This window comes from Xenorhabdus kozodoii, assembly GCF_002632875.1.
In the GTDB taxonomy this organism is placed as follows: Bacteria; Pseudomonadota; Gammaproteobacteria; order Enterobacterales; family Enterobacteriaceae; genus Xenorhabdus; species Xenorhabdus kozodoii.
The window spans coordinates 37,856-55,343 of record NZ_NJCX01000018.1 but is presented as its reverse complement, the minus strand read 5'-3'; the positions used below and the strand labels follow the sequence as shown (position 1 = coordinate 55,343).

Annotated in this window: 11 protein-coding genes, 1 pseudogene and 1 CRISPR repeat array (1 of these 13 only partly in view); all 12 genes and pseudogenes read left to right on the top strand. The window is 46.8% G+C overall.

Annotation, left to right across the window (positions count from 1 at the left end; genetic code table 11):
* Positions 1-5: 5 nt before the first annotated feature.
* The 12 genes and pseudogenes from Xkoz_RS12965 (at position 6) to cas6e (ending at position 14,881) form a co-directional block, all read left to right on the top strand.
* Positions 6-512 (top strand): TRAP transporter small permease, encoded by a 507-nt coding sequence (locus Xkoz_RS12965; protein ID WP_099142561.1) that lies wholly within the window; start codon positions 6-8, stop codon positions 510-512.
* Positions 513-537: 25 nt separating this feature from the next.
* Positions 538-1,839, top strand: coding sequence for a TRAP transporter large permease (locus tag Xkoz_RS12960; RefSeq protein ID WP_099142560.1), 1,302 nt, complete (start codon positions 538-540; stop codon positions 1,837-1,839).
* An 11-nt stretch (positions 1,840-1,850) separates the two neighbouring features.
* A complete protein-coding gene (uxuA, locus tag Xkoz_RS12955; RefSeq protein WP_099142559.1) occupies positions 1,851-3,035 on the top strand; it encodes a mannonate dehydratase in 1,185 nt (394 codons plus the stop codon).
* A gap of 66 nt (positions 3,036-3,101) precedes the next feature.
* Entirely contained in the window at positions 3,102-4,577 is a 1,476-nt protein-coding gene (locus Xkoz_RS12950) for a fructuronate reductase (protein ID WP_099142558.1), read from the top strand.
* A 17-nt stretch (positions 4,578-4,594) separates the two neighbouring features.
* Positions 4,595-6,034 (top strand): glucuronate isomerase, encoded by a 1,440-nt coding sequence (uxaC, locus tag Xkoz_RS12945; RefSeq protein WP_099142557.1) that lies wholly within the window; start codon positions 4,595-4,597, stop codon positions 6,032-6,034.
* Positions 6,035-6,037: 3 nt separating this feature from the next.
* On the top strand, positions 6,038-7,039 hold the full coding sequence (locus Xkoz_RS12940) for a sugar kinase (protein ID WP_099142556.1): 1,002 nt from the start codon (positions 6,038-6,040) through the stop codon (positions 7,037-7,039).
* A 319-nt stretch (positions 7,040-7,358) separates the two neighbouring features.
* Positions 7,359-10,031 (top strand): CRISPR-associated helicase/endonuclease Cas3, encoded by a 2,673-nt coding sequence (gene cas3 / locus Xkoz_RS12935; RefSeq protein ID WP_167386589.1) that lies wholly within the window; start codon positions 7,359-7,361, stop codon positions 10,029-10,031.
* A 475-nt stretch (positions 10,032-10,506) separates the two neighbouring features.
* Positions 10,507-12,009, top strand: a pseudogene (gene casA, locus Xkoz_RS12930) (type I-E CRISPR-associated protein Cse1/CasA); the annotation flags it as partial.
* A gap of 21 nt (positions 12,010-12,030) precedes the next feature.
* On the top strand, positions 12,031-12,513 hold the full coding sequence (gene casB, locus Xkoz_RS12925; RefSeq protein WP_099142592.1) for a type I-E CRISPR-associated protein Cse2/CasB: 483 nt from the start codon (positions 12,031-12,033) through the stop codon (positions 12,511-12,513).
* A gap of 12 nt (positions 12,514-12,525) precedes the next feature.
* Positions 12,526-13,617, top strand: coding sequence for a type I-E CRISPR-associated protein Cas7/Cse4/CasC (cas7e, locus tag Xkoz_RS12920; RefSeq protein ID WP_099142554.1), 1,092 nt, complete (start codon positions 12,526-12,528; stop codon positions 13,615-13,617).
* 2 nt (positions 13,618-13,619) lie between these two features.
* Positions 13,620-14,291: a type I-E CRISPR-associated protein Cas5/CasD gene (cas5e, locus tag Xkoz_RS12915; protein ID WP_099142553.1), complete on the top strand. Its 672-nt coding sequence runs from the start codon at positions 13,620-13,622 to the stop codon at positions 14,289-14,291.
* A complete protein-coding gene (gene cas6e, locus Xkoz_RS12910; RefSeq protein ID WP_099142552.1) occupies positions 14,282-14,881 on the top strand; it encodes a type I-E CRISPR-associated protein Cas6/Cse3/CasE in 600 nt (199 codons plus the stop codon). Before cas5e ends, cas6e begins: the two co-directional genes overlap by 10 nt.
* A 250-nt stretch (positions 14,882-15,131) precedes the next feature.
* Positions 15,132-17,488: a CRISPR direct-repeat array (repeat unit 29 nt; unit sequence GTGTTCCCCATATGCATGGGGATAAACCG); it runs 602 nt beyond the window's last position.

Sequence of the window (17,488 nt, the reverse complement as noted above, 5' to 3'; positions counted from 1 at the left end):
AGTTAATGAAAAACCTTGTAGCGATTACCAATAAAAGTTTGGCATTTTTGACCATCTGCCTGCTGGCCTTTCTGGTTTTATGTGTGTCATGGCAAGTCATTTCACGCTATCTCTTGGGGGTGCCAAGTACTGAGACAGATGAATTAGCTCGTTATCTGTTTATGTGGGTCGCAATGATTGGCGCTGCCTATACAACCGGACAGCATCGTCATCTTGCTATCGATCTGCTGATGATGAAATTAACCGGCGTAAAGAAAAGTATTATCGGTCTGATTATTCAGTCTGCCATCATTTTGTTTTCTTCCGTTGTGCTGCTTTATGGTGGCAGCCTGCTTGTATCATCGACACTGGAAAATGGTCAAATCACACCGGCATTGGGTTGGAAGATGGGGTACATCTATTTATGTTTGCCGATTAGCGGGATCTTGATGATTTTCTATGCGCTCGTTGATGTGATCGCGATCCTTCGGCAGTTCACGGGTCAACCGCCCGTTGTGTCTGAGAATCGTTAATCTGTGAAGATAAGAGGTTTAGGGTATGGATTGGTATGTCATTGCCGCACTCTTTGGCACATTTGCCATATTACTGGTATTGAGTGTTCCTGTTTCTTTTGCCATCGGCTTATCTTCGTTAGTCGCGATTATGATGACATTGCCGCTGGAATCTGCGATCACCGTTGTTGCGCAACGGATGGCGGCGGGAGTCGATAACTTCTCTTTATTAGCGATCCCGTTTTTTATCCTTGCGGGGAATATTATGAACCAGGGTGGGATCGCCGCGCGTTTAATCAAGCTGGCTCAAGTGATTGGCGGCCGTTTACCGGGATCATTACTGCACGTCAATATTATGTCGAACATGCTGTTTGGGGCAATTTCAGGCTCGGCAGTGGCATCGGCTGCTGCGGTCGGGGGAACCATGGCACCGATGCAGAGAAAAGAAGGATACGATCCTGAGCTGTCTGCTGCTGTGAATATCGCGTCTTGTCCTTCTGGCTTGTTGATCCCTCCCAGTAATACCTTGATTGTGTACTCATTGGTTTCGGGGGGGACATCGATTGCCGCCTTGTTCTTGGCGGGTTACATCCCTGGCATTATTATGGGGATTTCACTGATGGTTGTGTCTGCCATTATCGCCAAGCGAAAGCGCTATCCTGTTGTACCCCGGCCAACACGACGCGAATTTTTGGCGACAGTGTGGAAAGCGCTACCGCCATTAATATTGATTGTGATGGTGATGGGCGGGATTATTGCGGGGATCTTCACGGCGACAGAAGCCTCAGCTATTGCCGTGCTCTACAGTTTGATGCTCGCCGTGGTGATTTATCGTGAAGTGAGTGTCAAACAACTGCCAAAAATTATTCTGGATTCAGCGGTCACCACATCGATTGTGTTACTGCTGATTGGCGTATCAATGGGGATGTCATGGGCGATGGCGAATGCTGATCTGCCATATATGATTGCAGATGCATTGATGGCAGTTTCTGATAATCCACTGACCATCCTGCTTGTCATTAATATCATCTTGCTGGTTGTGGGGATCTTTATGGATATGACACCGGCTATTTTGATCTTCACGCCGATTTTCTTGCCCGTTGCGATGAGCATGGGGATTGACCCGGTTCATTTTGGCATCATTATGACGTTTAATTTAGCCATTGGAATTTGTACCCCGCCCGTCGGTAGCGCTTTATTTGTCGGTTGTTCTGTGGGAGAGGTGAGTATTGATAAGGTAATGAAGCCACTGTTACCGATGTATATCGCGCTGATCTTGGCGCTGGCGCTGGTGACATATCTGCCGCAATTGAGTTTGTGGTTACCTGAATTAGTCTTGAATGAGTGATAGGGGGAATGATGAAACAAACCTGGCGTTGGTATGGGCCTGAAGATCCTGTTTCATTAGCGGATATCCGTCAGGCAGGCGCAACCGGAATTGTGACGGCGTTACACCCTATTCCCAATGGCGAAATCTGGCCTATCGAAGAGATAGCACAACGTAAGGCATTGATTGAAGCCCATCAACTTGAATGGACAGTGGTAGAAAGCGTTCCCATCCATGAAGAGATCAAAACGCATACCGGTGAGTACGATCGATGGATCGCAAATTATCAACAAACTTTGCGTAATCTCGCTGCCTGTGGGATCAAAACAATATGCTATAACTTTATGCCTGTTTTGGATTGGACGCGTACTGATCTCGCCTATGAATTACCGGATGGCTCAAAAGCGCTGCGTTTTGATCAAATCGAATTTGCTGTTTTTGATATCCATCTCTTGCAACGTTGTGGAGCAGAAAAAGCCTATTCCGATGATGAAATTGCGCAAGCACAATCACGCTTTACGTCAATGACAGAAGCAGAAAAACAAAAACTGATAAACACAATCATCGCGGGTCTGCCTGGTGCAGAGGAAGGCTATACCTTAGAACAACTTCGCCAGCACCTAAAACGTTATACCGGAATTGATAAGGCCAAATTGCGTGAGCACTTTGCTTATTTCCTGAAAAAAATCATTCCGGTTGCGGAAGAAATCGGCATCAAAATGGCGGTTCATCCTGATGACCCCCCTCGTGAGATATTAGGCTTACCGCGCATTGTTTCTACGATAGAGGATATGCGTTGGATAGCCGAAACAGTAGACAGCGATGCCAATGGCTATACGCTGTGTACCGGCTCTTATGGCGTGCGTGCGGATAATGATTTGGTGAAGATGATCAAATTATTGGGTTCCCGTATCTATTTTCTCCACTTACGTTCAACCTTACGTGAAGAAAACCCCGCCACGTTCCACGAGGCGGCACATCTGGCGGGGGATGTGGATATGTATGAAGTCATCAAAGCGGTTGCGGAAGAAGAATATCGTCGTCTGGCGGCGGGTGAACATCACCTTATTCCAATGCGACCTGATCATGGTCATCAGATACTTGATGATTTGAAAAAGAAAACGAACCCCGGCTATTCAGCCATCGGCCGCCTGAAAGGGCTGGCTGAAATTCGTGGCCTTGAGTTGGGTATTCATCGCGCATTTTACCCAAAATAATTTCTGAGCTAACCCTACATGGTAGTGGATGAGTATCACTCGCTACCGCTTATTGGTGAGTCCATCATGGAAAAAAATCTTGTCAATACGATAACTTCTGTTCCATGTCCAAGCTGGACAACCGAACGCCTGACTTCCCGTATCGTTCATTTAGGATGCGGGGCATTTCATCGGGCACATCAGGCGCTTTATACGCATCATGTATTAGAACAAACAGACAGTGATTGGGGATACTGCGAAATTAATCTGACACCAAACGGTATTTCACTGATTGAAAATCTTAAAAAACAATCTATGCGCTATACCGTTGCAGAGAAAGGGCGGGAAGGTGTCACATTAAAAATGATGGGTTCAATGAAAGAAGGGCTGCACCCATCCATTGATGGCACTCAGGCGATTATCGAAAAAATGGCCGATCCTGATGTCGCTATCATCTCTTTGACAATCACCGAAAAAGGCTATTGTACCGATGCCGCGACAGGGCGTTTAGATCCCAATAATAATTTGATTATTAACGATATTGCTAACCCGGCTGTGCCGAGATCAGCCATAGGGTATATAACTACGGCATTAAAATTGCGCTTTGAACGAAGATTACCGGCTGTGACGATTTTGTCGTGCGACAACATGCGGGCAAATGGACAGGTTACCCGTGAAGCCGTCTTGGGTTTGGCGCGTTTGCAGGACGAAAAATTGGCACAATGGATAGAAACCCAGGTGACATTTCCCAGCACGATGGTCGATCGTATTGTGCCGGCAGCTACACCAGACACGTTAACTGAAATCGCCCAACGGCTGGGCGTTGACGATCCTTGTGCCATCGCCTGCGAACCTTTCCGTCAATGGGTGATTGAAGATAACTTTGTCAATGGGCGCCCAGATTGGGCGCTTGCCGGTGCGCAGTTTGTGGACGATGTGGCGCCATTTGAAATGATGAAATTGCGCATGTTAAACGGCGCTCATTCATTTCTGGCCTATCTGGGTTATTTGGGGGGCTATGCGCATATCTCCGATACGATGACAAATGCCGATTATCGTCGGGCGGTGTATGCACTGATGCTAAATGAACAAGCCCCAACCCTGTCGATGCCGGAAAATATTGACTTAATGGCCTACGCAGATAAGTTAATCGAACGGTTGACTAACCCAGCGTTAAAACATCAGACCGGGCAAATTGCGATGGATGGCAGCCAGAAATTGCCACAGCGCATGATTGATTCCATTGAATGGCATCTCAGGCAGGGCAGTGATTATCGCCACTTAGCCCTCGGTGTGGCGGGTTGGATGCGTTATGTCAGTGGGGTGGATGAACAAGGCCAACCGATTGATGTGCGTGATCCCTTAAAAGAAACCTTTGCTGCCATCTATGCCGAATATGGTCATTCTGTTGCGGTGGTGGGCGATGTGGTGAAAGCGCTACTGGCCATTGAATCGATCTTCGGTCAAAAATTAGTAAAAAACCGTAACTTTGTCGATAACGTCACCAGGGTTTACCAGAACTTACTGCATGTTGGTGCACGTCAGGCGGTTGCTGCCCTTTGACCATAGAGGAAAACACAATGAAAACCTTTATGTGTGAAGATTTCCTGTTAAATAATGACGTTGGCCGCCGTCTTTATCATGATTACGCGGCGTCGATGCCTATCTATGATTATCACTGTCATCTCAATCCCAAAGAGATTGCGCAAAACCGCCGTTTCCACAATCTTGGGCAAATCTGGCTGGAAGGCGACCATTATAAATGGCGTGCGATGCGTGCCGCCGGGATTGAAGAGTCGCTGATTACCGGTACTGCCAGCAGTGATTACGAAAAATACCTTGCTTGGGCAAAAACCGTTCCCCTGACGATCGGCAATCCACTGTATCACTGGACACATCTGGAATTGCGACGCCCATTTGGCATTCGCGGAAAATTATTTGGCCCTGATACCGCAGAAGTTATCTGGCATGAGGCGAACGAAAAACTCTCGCAAGATGAATTTTCTGCCCGTGGCATTATGCAGCAAATGCAGGTGCGGATGGCAGGAACGACGGATGATCCCATTGATTCTCTTGTCTATCATCAGCAGATCGCAAAAGATAAAGCGTTTTCTATCAAAGTATTACCAAGCTGGCGGCCAGATAAAATCTTCAAAATTGAGTTAGCGGGTTTTTGTGAGTATCTCGAACGCTTAGGCGAAGTCTCAGATGTCGTTATCGGAAGTTTTGCTGATTTATTGCGGGCATTAGAGCGCCGACTTGAACACTTTCAGCAGCACGGTTGTGTGGCATCGGATCATGGTATTGAACATTTGCGTTATGCGCCGCCGCCCGACGAAAAAAGGTTGGATATTATTTTGCAAAAGCGCCGCCAAGGGCAATTTCTCAGTGAATTAGAAATCGCGCAATTCACAACGGCGGTGCTGGTTTGGTTAGGTAAGCAGTATGCAAAACGCGGCTGGGTCATGCAAATGCATATCGGTGCTTTGCGCAATAACAACACCCGTATGTTTAACCGGTTAGGGCCGGATAGCGGCTTTGATTCCATTGGGGATAGCCATATCGCTTACCCATTATCACGCTTGCTGGATGAGATGGATAAAACCGATGAATTACCCAAGACCATTCTCTATTGCTTAAACCCGCGTGACAATGAAGTGATCGCGACCATGATGGGTAATTTTCAGGGCGGAAGCCTTGCAGCAGGCCAGAAAAGTACCGGGGGCAAAATCCAATTTGGTTCGGGCTGGTGGTTTAACGATCAAAAAGACGGCATGCAGCGCCAATTAGAGCAATTCTCCCAGTTAGGGTTATTAAGCCAGTTTGTCGGTATGCTGACAGATTCACGCAGTTTCTTATCCTATACCCGCCATGAATATTTTCGTCGCATTCTCTGCAATATGCTGGGGAACTGGGTCGAAAAGGGCGAAATCCCCCATGATGAAAAAATGCTGGGGCAGGTAGTCCAGGATATCTGCTTCAATAATGCTGAACGTTATTTTCAGGCCGTGAAGGATTAAAGGATGCCGATGAGAAAAATCGCCCTGATTGGCGAAGGTATGATTGAACTCAATGGCATCCCATTCGGTGCCATGACCCAAAGCTATGGCGGGGATGTGCTAAACAGTGCGGTGTATCTGGCTCGCGCCGGCGGCGTTCGGTTTGATGTCCATTTTGTCACGGCGATGGGCACGGATCCCTTGAGCGAAGGCATGATCTCACGCTGGCAGCAAGAGGGCATTAATACGTCGTTCGTGTTGCGTGATAACGCACGCCAGCCCGGTTTATATTTGATCCAACTGGATGAACAAGGTGAACGCACTTTCCTTTACTGGCGCTATAATTCGGCGGCGCGTTATCTCTTGCAGCATCCTGATTACCCCCGATTGCGCCGGCAATTGCAGGACATGGATGTGCTCTACCTCAGCGGGATCAGTCTGGCGATTTTGCCTGACACTGATCGCCAATGGCTGCTAATTGATTTGAAACAGTTATCTTCTGAAGGGAAAGTGATTTTCTTTGACAGTAATTATCGCCCGGCTTTATGGGGAAATGAAACACAAGCCCGTGAGTGTTATCAGCAAATGTATGCCATCACGGATATCGCGTTAGTCACTGACGATGATGAAGCACGGCTCTGGGGCGATACGTCAATTAGGGAGAGTTTTCATCGCCTGCAAAGCATGGGGGTGAAACAAGCCATTATCAAAGCGGGGGAACGAGGTTGTTTTTATCGTGACTTAAATGCCACACAGCATATTAAGGCGCAGGTGGTGACACCGGTCGTTGATACCACTTCGGCAGGTGATGCGTTTAATGCGGGATTTATCGCAGGGTGGTTAAACGGAAAATCCATTCATGATTCAGCATTAATGGGGCATCAGCTCGCAGGAGTGGTGATCCAGCATAAAGGTGCAATTGTCCCGCAGGTGGCAACGCAAGAAGTGACCGCCCGTTTTTTTAATTCAAACGACATCGAAGGAAATAAAGATGCGAGAGATGATGGGACGTTTGCGCCAGACTAAACAACAGGTGGGATCAGTGTTAAGCACATTCGCGATTATCTTGCTATCCCACAAATTGTTGCATGCGGTGGAGCTGGTTGGTGTGCGTTGAGGTATTGTGGGTTTACGCTATCAATGAAAATACATCATCACATCACGTCTTAAATGGCTTGCGGAATTACTCACTTTTCGGCCTATATGCAAGTTTGGATTCGTTTTTTATGAGATAGCGCAGATTTTGAGATAATGACAGTTTATTATTTTGTCATTTTATTAGCGGATAAAAGATAATATTTCATTCTTTGAATGGCAGTTTAATAACATTCTAATAAAAATGACTATGACAATAATATATCTATATTGGGGAAAAGCACGGAAACTCAAAGCCTCAGAGGGAGATAAATATCATCTGTTACCTTTCCACAGTCTGGATGTGGTCAGTGTCGCTGCGTACTGGTGGGATCATAGCCCGGCTTTAAGACGCCTGTTTTGTTTACATCAGAATAGAAGTGAGCGTGAAGTGAGGGCATGGGTGCTCTTCTTTATTGCTTTACATGATCTGGGTAAATTAGATATCCGCTTTCAATACAAATCCGCCCAAGCATGGTTATCTTTAAACCCGGAAGATAAACAATCCCAACGACCTTCAATCAATGAATATCAAACTTACGATCACGGTGCCACAGGGCTTTACTGGTTTATTAATGACTACCAGCCAGAATCACCTGAAGATGATGGCGGTTTTGGATTTACTGAACCTACAGCACATCCTTTTGAGGATTGGTTACCCTGGGTAGAAGCAGTATGTGGTCACCACGGCACTATCAGACGGAAAAAGGACGTATCCCACTCTGCTGGTCACTCATTGCCATTTTTATTACGTCACTACGCAGCGCGTGATAAATCGGCCAGGCTCGCTTGGCTGGATATTGCAGCAGAATTGTTTTTAGCGCCAGTCGGTCTTTCGTTGCAGGACACTCCGCCGGATTGTCCCGTTTTGATGGCGGGGTTTTGTTCAATAGCGGACTGGCTAGGCTCCTGGTCAACCGAAGATACTTTTAACTATCGTGCGGCGGCGGCTTCCGATGTGGCGGAGCTGCGAGATTATTTCGAGCAGCGTTATCAGGAAGATGCCATGCGTGTCGTGACGCGTAGTGGTTTAATCGGTCAAGCGAAACAAGACGCGTCAATGCAGGCGTTGCTTGATCCCGGTTATCAACCCCGGCAAATACAGACTCTGGTTGATAAGCTCCCTGTTGCTTCAGGGTTGACACTGATCGAAGCGCCCACAGGCTCCGGTAAAACAGAAGCGGCTCTCGCTTATGCCTGGCGATTGTTGGAGCATAATCTGGCCGATAGCATTATCTTTGCATTGCCGACTCAGGCCACCGCTAACGCTATGTTGCAGCGTATGGATAAGTTGGCGGAAAAACTCTTTACTGCCCCGAATCTGATCCTTGCTCATGGCAATGCGCGCTTTAATTCGACTTTTCAGGCGATCAAGCAGCGTGGGACTAATCTTCAAGAGGAAGATGCCTGGAGTCAGTGTTGTGAATGGTTATCTCAGGGACGAAAACGGGTTTTTTTAGGGCAAATAGGAGTCTGTACTATTGATCAGGTGCTGGTTTCGGTATTGCCGATCCGTCATCGTTTTATCCGTGGTTTCGGTATTGGTCGTAGTGTGTTGATAATCGACGAGATACACGCGTACGATCAATATATGTATGGCTTGCTGGATGCGGTTTTACATAATCAATCACTTGCTGGAAGCCCGGCAATATTACTGTCGGCCACGTTACCACAAAAGCAAAAACAGCAGTTACTAACCGGCTATTCTCCCGATGCTAATCATCAGCAAACCGTAGCAGCAGAAGACATGCCTTATCCTCTGGTGAGCTGGGTGGGAAATGGTGAGAAGACGTTTTTTGACTTACAAGATCAGCCTGAACAATATCCTGCCACGTTCTCTCTTCACCTTGAACCTTATTACACAAAAGAGGCTGTGCCTGATGATTCCTTATTGGAACGGATGGTTGATGCTGCCAGCAATGGAGCACAGGTATGCCTGATCTGTAATTTAGTCGATGTGGCTCAGCAGGTCTGGCGGCAACTTAAAGTGCTGGCCGCGGGCAGGGCTGAGGTTATGTTGTTTCATGCCCGTTTTAGCCTGGCGGATCGACAGGCTAAAGAGAGTGCTGTGCTGAGTTGCTTTGGTAAAGAGGGGCAGCGTTGTACTGGGCGTATTTTGGTCGCCACCCAGGTGGTTGAACAATCTCTTGATGTCGATTTTGACTGGATGATCACTCAACACTGTCCAGTGGATCTTTTGTTTCAGCGGCTGGGCAGATTGCACCGTCACTGGCGCGCAATACGTCCTCAAGGTTTTGCTCATCCCAGGGCTGTGGTGCTCTTCCCCACGACCGAAGGTTATGGCCGAATTGGCAAAATCTATAGTCATACCCGCGTGATGTGGCGTACCCAACAAAAGATTGAAGCGCTACAAGGTAAACCACTCTATTTTCCCGATGCTTATCGCAAATGGATTGAGCCTATCTATCGGGAAGACATTTCAGAGCCTGAACCACACTGGGTGACTGAAGGTATGAAATCGTTTGAAAGTCATCGCTTCACTCAGAATATGAAAGCGAAACAAATGCTGGATTGGGCTGAACGGATTGGGTTACGGGACAATGAAAGTAATGAAATCGCTGTTACCCGTGATGGTGCTATGAGTGTTCCTGTGGTGCCTTTTGTTGCAACAGAAGCCGGTAGGCGGTTGTTAGATGGCCGTATCTATGAACAACTGGGGGAATTCCAGCAGCAGGAAGCATTGAACCATAATCAAGTCAATATTCCCGTATGGTGGACGCGAAATTTGGGCTTAGTTCGGGATAAACGGAACCGAGTTTGGCTGGAAGGAAACAGCGATATTATCGATTGGGATTGGGAGAGTCAGGATGGCAAATTGCGTTACAGTCATGAAGTGGGGATGGTATTAGCCATCCCCCAATAAATCCCAAAAGAATTTGGGAACTTGATGACAAGCATCACCCGTATACAGAATGACGGTTTATCCTCCGCATCCGCGGGGAACATAGAGATGCAGCTAATGCTGCGAATAATAATGCCAATTATCCTCCGCATACGCGAGGAAGACAGTAAAACAGTATACGTTGTGGTTTGTAACAAGCAATGAATTTGTTTTTGCAAGAACAATAACTGGTTATGACATCTATATAGTAGTACATAATGACTTATACATAATGACTTGGTTTTTTTGTTGCTGTTTATACGATTCTTCAGTACCCTGAACTCTAAATATTGAGAGTGAGGTTTGGGTATGCGGGGTTTTGTTAGAAATATCCGGTTATTAATCAATGCGATAAATTCGGTTAACCCAATGGGGATTGCGATTGTCGCTCTTTCAGTGGCAGCGTTGGCATTGTTGGGGAGATAGCAAAAATTTTTGGTTGAAGGAGGGAAAGTGGATGGATTTACTGGTTCATAGTTGGATACCTGTTCGCTCGTTAGCGGGTGGATCTCCCACGACAATTTCTTTGCAAACATTGTTGTGTTCAGGCGAACAGTGGGTTTTGTGTTTACCCAGAGACGATATGGAGCTGGCCGCACTCCAGTTGCTGATTTGCCTTACTCAAGTAATTTGGACACCGCAAGATGATCAGACGTTGCGCCTGCGTATAAAACAGCCGTTGACATCTGACGACTTCGTTCAGGGCGTTTCTGCCTGGAATGATACCTTTCAGCTCGATCATCCCGATACGCCATTTATGCAGTTTAAAGGTGTGTCAGCCAAGGATGTAACCGGTATGGATAAGCTATTCGCCGGATTAACGGGAGCCACCAACTGTACCTTCATTAATGAACCTGGGCAGGGAAATGCATTGTGTGGTGGGTGTACCGCCATTGCCTTGTTTAACAAAGCGAATAACGCGCCTGGTTTTGGTGGCGGATTTAAAAGTGGCTTACGTGGCGCGGCCCCCATTACCACTTTGTTGCAGGCAATAGATAACCGCTGGGCTGATTTACGCACGACGATCTGGTTAAACGTACTGACACAACCTTATCTACAAGAATGGTTTAACGGAAACTTGCAGGCTAACCCACTGCCGGTATGGCAAGAGCCGATCCAGTCAGGTGCAACCATTCCTGCTACACATATTGGTTTACTAAGAGGGTTATTCTGGCAACCCAACCGAATTGAATTATGCCCGCCAGTGGGTATCGGTCAGTGCAGCGGTTGCGGGCAACAAGCCACACAACGCTATGCTGGCTTTCTGAAAGAAAAATTCACTTTCTCTCTGGAAGGCGTATGGCCACATCCTCACTCTCCGCGTGTCTTACAGGTAAAACAAGGAGAAAGGGAAGATAAATTCCTGGCCTTTACAACCTCTGCGCCGTCATGGACACAAATCAGCCGCTTGCTAGTCAGTCGTGAGGTGGATAAAAAAGAAGGCCATCGCCCTGCCGCTGTGGTGGAGCAAAGTAAGATCTTGTTTAACAAGGTCAGGATGCAATTTATTGTTGGTGGTTATCGCAATAATCAGGCGTCAATTCTGGAACGTCGGCATGATGTCATGGCTGTTAATCAGGGCTGGCAAACACATCCTGAAGTGATCCATCAAGTTGTTGATATTGGCCTTGAGTATAAGACCGCTTTGCGTAAGGCGCTTTATGTCTTTGCGGAAGGCATCAAAGGGAATGATAGTGATATCAAAGGGGCTGGCGTCGCAGTGCATGAAAAGGGAGAGCGGGAGTATTACCGACAGAGTGATTTATTGATCCCTCACTTGCTGGCATCTATCGATTTTACCCAGGCAGATGAGTACTTGGTGCAATTAAAGCGGGACCTATGTACGTTGTGTAATGATCTTTTTGAACAAATTACCACGCCTTATAGCCATCATCCGAAGCTGGTCAAAACGCTCGCTATTTCACGCCGTATCTTACACAAACACCTCGATGCCTTGCGCTGGCCTAAGGAGAATAAAAATATGTCGTTTGATCCACTTGCTCTCTATAACGCCTGGAATCTGCTGGATAACGGTGCCAGTGCTCAACTTAGACGCGTGACTGAACCTGAGAAACTAAGAGATATCCCCGCCTTTTACCGTTTTGTGCAGCCTTTTGGCTGGCAGGAGACAAAGAACCAATGGCCATTGCTCCGTATGGTGTTTTGTCTGAGTGCCGGGAAAGACGTTATCAAACATGTCAAACCGGATGAAAAAAATCCCAAAGGTATTAGTCTGGGTAAAGCGCTGGCAGATAGTGGATGTATCAGTGAACGCCGGCTATTTCAAATGCTGCGTGCGGATTGGCCTAACGATATGGTGCAGTTGCGCCGTTTGCTCATCCATGCAGAACCCAAACTCTACTGGCCAGCGTTGGCAAAGCAATTAACCCGGTGGAGTCAATGTGATCGCCGTCAGATCTTAGAAGATTTCATCATTGCTCTTCCCCAAAAGAAAACCGCATAAGGATATAACAGAATGAACAATTTCATTAACTTCCACGTATTAATCTCCCACAGTCCGGCTTGTCTGAACCGTGATGATATGAACATGCAAAAAGACGTCATCTTTGGTGGCAAGCGTCGGGTTCGTATTTCCAGCCAAAGCCTTAAACGAGCAATACGTAAAAGTGACTACTACATGCGGCATTTGGGTGAACCCAGTATTCGAACTATTCAACTGGCTGAGCTGCGGAATGTTTTACATAAACGTTTAGGGTCACGCTTTGAAACAGCACTGATTGATCGTTCATTAGCGCTGCTGACGGACAAAAAAATTGATGATGCAGAGAAGATAATTAGCGATGCTGTCTCTCCCTGGGTCACAGAAGAAGTCGCCTGGTTCTGTGAGCAAATTACTCAGCCAGAGGCTGAGGGAATGGATGACAAAAAACTGGCAAAGCACCTAAAACCGCACATTGCGGCGATGCGTGCTAACTTACAAAACGGCGTTGATGTGGCGTTAAGTGGCCGCATGGCGACGAGCGGTTTGATGAGCGAACTGGGTAAAGTGGATGGTGCGATGTCCATCGCTCATGCTATCACTACACATGCCGTGGAATCGGATATTGATTGGTTTTCTGCCGTTGATGATCTAAAAGATCTGGGTTCCGCGCATTTGGGGACTCAGGAATTTTCTGCTGGGGTATTCTACCGTTATGCCAGCCTGAATTTTGCGCAATTACAGGAGAATCTGGGCGGTGTCGAACGCAATAAAGCGTTAGATATTGCCGCTCATCTGGCGCATATGTTGGCGACGGAAACCCCGAACGCTAAACAGCGTACATTTGCAGCGTTTAATCCAGCGGACCTGGTGATAATCAACTTTTCTGATGTGCCAGTCTCTATGGCCAATGCTTTTGAGGCACCGGTCGAAGCAAAACAGGATGGTTACCTCAAACCCTCGGTTGACGCTTTCAAAGACTACTGGAACCGTGTTGCCCAGGCTTACGGGCTAACGGGACCGGCGGCACAATTTTCTTTGCTGGATACAACACCCCCGGAAGGTGTGGTATCTAAGTCAGGGTTGGAAGAGTTGAAAAACTGGATCCGTAATAACGGCGAGGGTTAAATATGGTTTCTTATCTCCTATTACGCCTTTCCGGTCCCATGCAGTTTTGGGGGCAGCCTACATTTGAAGGTATGCGCCCTACTGCTAATTTTCCCACTCGCAGCGGTTTACTGGGATTGCTCGGCGCCTGTCTGGGGATACGTCGAAATGATAAGGATGCGCTTCAAGCCTTGTCTGACAGCGTACGCTTTGCGGTACGCTGTGATGAACATCAATTGAATGGTAAGCAGCCTGTCAAACTGAGCAAAATCACGGATTACCATACTGTTAAGGATGCCAGAGTCGATTACGTTGGCCTGAAAAGCCATAACACTATCCAAACCTGGCGTGAATACCTTTGTGATGCGCATTTTACCGTAGCAGTCTGGTGTGTACCCAACAGCCATTATCAAGTAGCGAACTTGGTTGCCGCAGTACAGAAGCCTTGGTTTACACCCTATTTGGGGAGACGTAGTTGTCCTCTGAGCCATCCACTCTATTTGGGACAATGTGAGGCGGATAATCCCCGATTGGCATTAAATCAATTTGGTCAGGGAGGAACTATTTATAGTGAAGAGGCTCTCAATCCCAAAGAGCGCCCTTTGCGTGTCCGGGATGAGCCTATTGTTGCCTTGCCTCGTCAATTTTCGACCCATGATTGGTTTGTTATTCAGGGAGATTCACCATGTTCTTAAGCAAAGTCTGGATCAACTGGCGATGGGCGAAAGATCCCTATCAACTGCATCGGGCTTTGTGGCAGCTTTTTCCTCATCGACCTGATGATGCACGTGATTTTCTCTTTCGGATTGAGAGGAAGAATTTGGGTCGCGGTGCAGAAGCATTATTGCAATCGGCACAGGCACCTTTATCAGCGGAAGTGGCTCAGGTTATCGTGAGTAAACCCATTCAATGGCGTATTCCCACTGGCGCCAGTCTACGTTTTAAGCTACGGGCTAATCCGGTTAAGACGATTAAAGACGGGGAGCAGCGCCGGGATCGTAACGGTAAGATCAAATGTTGCCGAGTGCCGCTTATCCATGAGGAGGAGCAGTTGCAGTGGTTATCACGCAAATTAGCAGGAGCGGCGTTGTTATCGACGGCTTGGGCCACACCGGAATCCCCAATCTATTTTTGCAAAGATGATATCAGGGGGAAAATCCAGCCAATATGCTTTGAGGGGCAACTCATTGTACAGGAAAGTGATGCCTTTATTGCCCTTTTAAATAAAGGGATTGGGCCGGCTAAAGCGATGGGGTGTGGTTTACTCTCTTTAGCGCCGGGTTGATATTTTTGTTGTTTGGGGATTGGAAAAGTTTAAGCCGTTGGAGGTAACACTGCCGACAATGTTATCGCGTATTTCTTTTATACTTCGTGCGGATAATTTCGGTAGATTGTAATGGATTACATTTCTATTTTTTTAACACATTGAAAAATATGTGTTTTTATATTTGTTAATAATGTGATTTTTAAGGGGAAAACGTGGTAGAGTTTTTCCTGCCAAAAAAGTTCTTTAAAAACAAAAGAATATAGTTAGAGTGTTCCCCATATGCATGGGGATAAACCGGTAATTATGTATCCAACAACCATTAGTCACACGTGTTCCCCATATGCATGGGGATAAACCGAAAACATTAGAGGATAAACACAATGAAACTATGTGTTCCCCATATGCATGGGGATAAACCGCCAGTCCAACCCGTGACGTTCATCGATAAACGGTGTTCCCCATATGCATGGGGATAAACCGGCACTTTTCGACTCACTGACGCATGCCAATTTGTGTTCCCCATATGCATGGGGATAAACCGTAAGATGTAGGGATACTGGTGATTATGAATATGTGTTCCCCATATGCATGGGGATAAACCGTCCATGCCGACTGAATCCGCATAATCGATAATGTGTTCCCCATATGCATGGGGATAAACCGTGTTGAAAACTTACCCAACGATGATGGTTTTGGTGTTCCCCATATGCATGGGGATAAACCGAAAATTTACTTAAAGAGTCACAATCTGAGGATGTGTTCCCCATATGCATGGGGATAAACCGAATCGTTGGAAATACTGAAAAAATCTGGTTTCGTGTTCCCCATATGCATGGGGATAAACCGTCAAAAAAATATTGTCCGATGAAAATGAGCCCGTGTTCCCCATATGCATGGGGATAAACCGATTTGGACTCCAACAAAGAGCGTTTGACTGAGGTGTTCCCCATATGCATGGGGATAAACCGGCATGAAGAAGAGGCTAAAGAATGACCAAATAGTGTTCCCCATATGCATGGGGATAAACCGCGTGACGATGGTTATTCTAATACTGGAATTGGGTGTTCCCCATATGCATGGGGATAAACCGATATATTTCACTCCAACATCAATCATGTATAGGTGTTCCCCATATGCATGGGGATAAACCGAATGCTGAGTTCAGCTTCCTCATCCGCATACCGTGTTCCCCATATGCATGGGGATAAACCGATTATTCAGGGTTTCTGTATCAAAACATATTTGTGTTCCCCATATGCATGGGGATAAACCGCCTCAAAAACAGGCTATTCAATTCGCAATGACCGTGTTCCCCATATGCATGGGGATAAACCGGGACGGACTATGTGGTCGGTCAGGTCTGGGGCGTGTTCCCCATATGCATGGGGATAAACCGTGGGATGCTTCATCCCCTCAGAGTTTGGCAGAGTGTTCCCCATATGCATGGGGATAAACCGTCTGCCAACTGATTTTTTGCGGTTTTAACCTGGTGTTCCCCATATGCATGGGGATAAACCGGTATTAGCGTGTTTGGCGGCTACTGTGGGGTTGTGTTCCCCATATGCATGGGGATAAACCGAAAAAAATTACGATGACATAGCAGTTTATGTAGTGTTCCCCATATGCATGGGGATAAACCGGAAATAAATATGGCGACAATGACTACACCAATGTGTTCCCCATATGCATGGGGATAAACCGCCAGTATTCCCGCTGGTGTGATTTGTAATTTCGTGTTCCCCATATGCATGGGGATAAACCGCATTCCATTTTTAGGGAAATAAGGCACACGTAGTGTTCCCCATATGCATGGGGATAAACCGTTAAATTTAATCCATGAACATTTTCTTCTTGGGTGTTCCCCATATGCATGGGGATAAACCGGTAACCAATGGCATCTTCAAACCGGTCAACTTGTGTTCCCCATATGCATGGGGATAAACCGTTAACAATCGCTATTTCAGTCGCATCATTTTAGTGTTCCCCATATGCATGGGGATAAACCGGGTGTGTATGAAAGTGATCGGGTTAATAAAAAGTGTTCCCCATATGCATGGGGATAAACCGCATGGAGTAAACGACACGTTATGGCAATTACTGTGTTCCCCATATGCATGGGGATAAACCGTTTTGTCTGTACTGACACGTTCAATTTCATCGGTGTTCCCCATATGCATGGGGATAAACCGTATTCGAGCAGAAGATGGCATTCCGCTACTGAGTGTTCCCCATATGCATGGGGATAAACCGAGGTTCACGCGTCCCGACTGATTCGTATTTGCGTGTTCCCCATATGCATGGGGATAAACCGTTATAAAAATAATAGGAGATAAATAATGGCTAGTGTTCCCCATATGCATGGGGATAAACCGCCTAATCGCTCTCGCGCCCACTCAGTCTCATTCGTGTTCCCCATATGCATGGGGATAAACCGTTATTCACCTTGCTGTTAATGTTCTACTTTTTGTGTTCCCCATATGCATGGGGATAAACCGACCGAGTTCCGCAACGATATAACTGACTATTTGTGTTCCCCATATGCATGGGGATAAACCGATTCTGGGGGCTTGGAGATGGCCCAATTCGAAGTGTTCCCCATATGCATGGGGATAAACCGGGGATATA

What these genes read in the sequence shown, in the direction of transcription:
- Xkoz_RS12965 (WP_099142561.1), top strand. Translation starts at nt 6, where the DNA reads ATGAAAAACCTTGTAGCGATTACCAATAAAAGTTTGGCATTTTTGACC.
- Xkoz_RS12960 (WP_099142560.1), top strand. Translation starts at nt 538, where the DNA reads ATGGATTGGTATGTCATTGCCGCACTCTTTGGCACATTTGCCATATTA.
- uxuA (WP_099142559.1), top strand. Translation starts at nt 1,851, where the DNA reads ATGAAACAAACCTGGCGTTGGTATGGGCCTGAAGATCCTGTTTCATTA.
- Xkoz_RS12950 (WP_099142558.1), top strand. Translation starts at nt 3,102, where the DNA reads ATGGAAAAAAATCTTGTCAATACGATAACTTCTGTTCCATGTCCAAGC.
- uxaC (WP_099142557.1), top strand. Translation starts at nt 4,595, where the DNA reads ATGAAAACCTTTATGTGTGAAGATTTCCTGTTAAATAATGACGTTGGC.
- Xkoz_RS12940 (WP_099142556.1), top strand. Translation starts at nt 6,038, where the DNA reads ATGCCGATGAGAAAAATCGCCCTGATTGGCGAAGGTATGATTGAACTC.
- cas3 (WP_167386589.1), top strand. Translation starts at nt 7,359, where the DNA reads ATGACAATAATATATCTATATTGGGGAAAAGCACGGAAACTCAAAGCC.
- casB (WP_099142592.1), top strand. Translation starts at nt 12,031, where the DNA reads ATGTCGTTTGATCCACTTGCTCTCTATAACGCCTGGAATCTGCTGGAT.
- cas7e (WP_099142554.1), top strand. Translation starts at nt 12,526, where the DNA reads ATGAACAATTTCATTAACTTCCACGTATTAATCTCCCACAGTCCGGCT.
- cas5e (WP_099142553.1), top strand. Translation starts at nt 13,620, where the DNA reads ATGGTTTCTTATCTCCTATTACGCCTTTCCGGTCCCATGCAGTTTTGG.
- cas6e (WP_099142552.1), top strand. Translation starts at nt 14,282, where the DNA reads ATGTTCTTAAGCAAAGTCTGGATCAACTGGCGATGGGCGAAAGATCCC.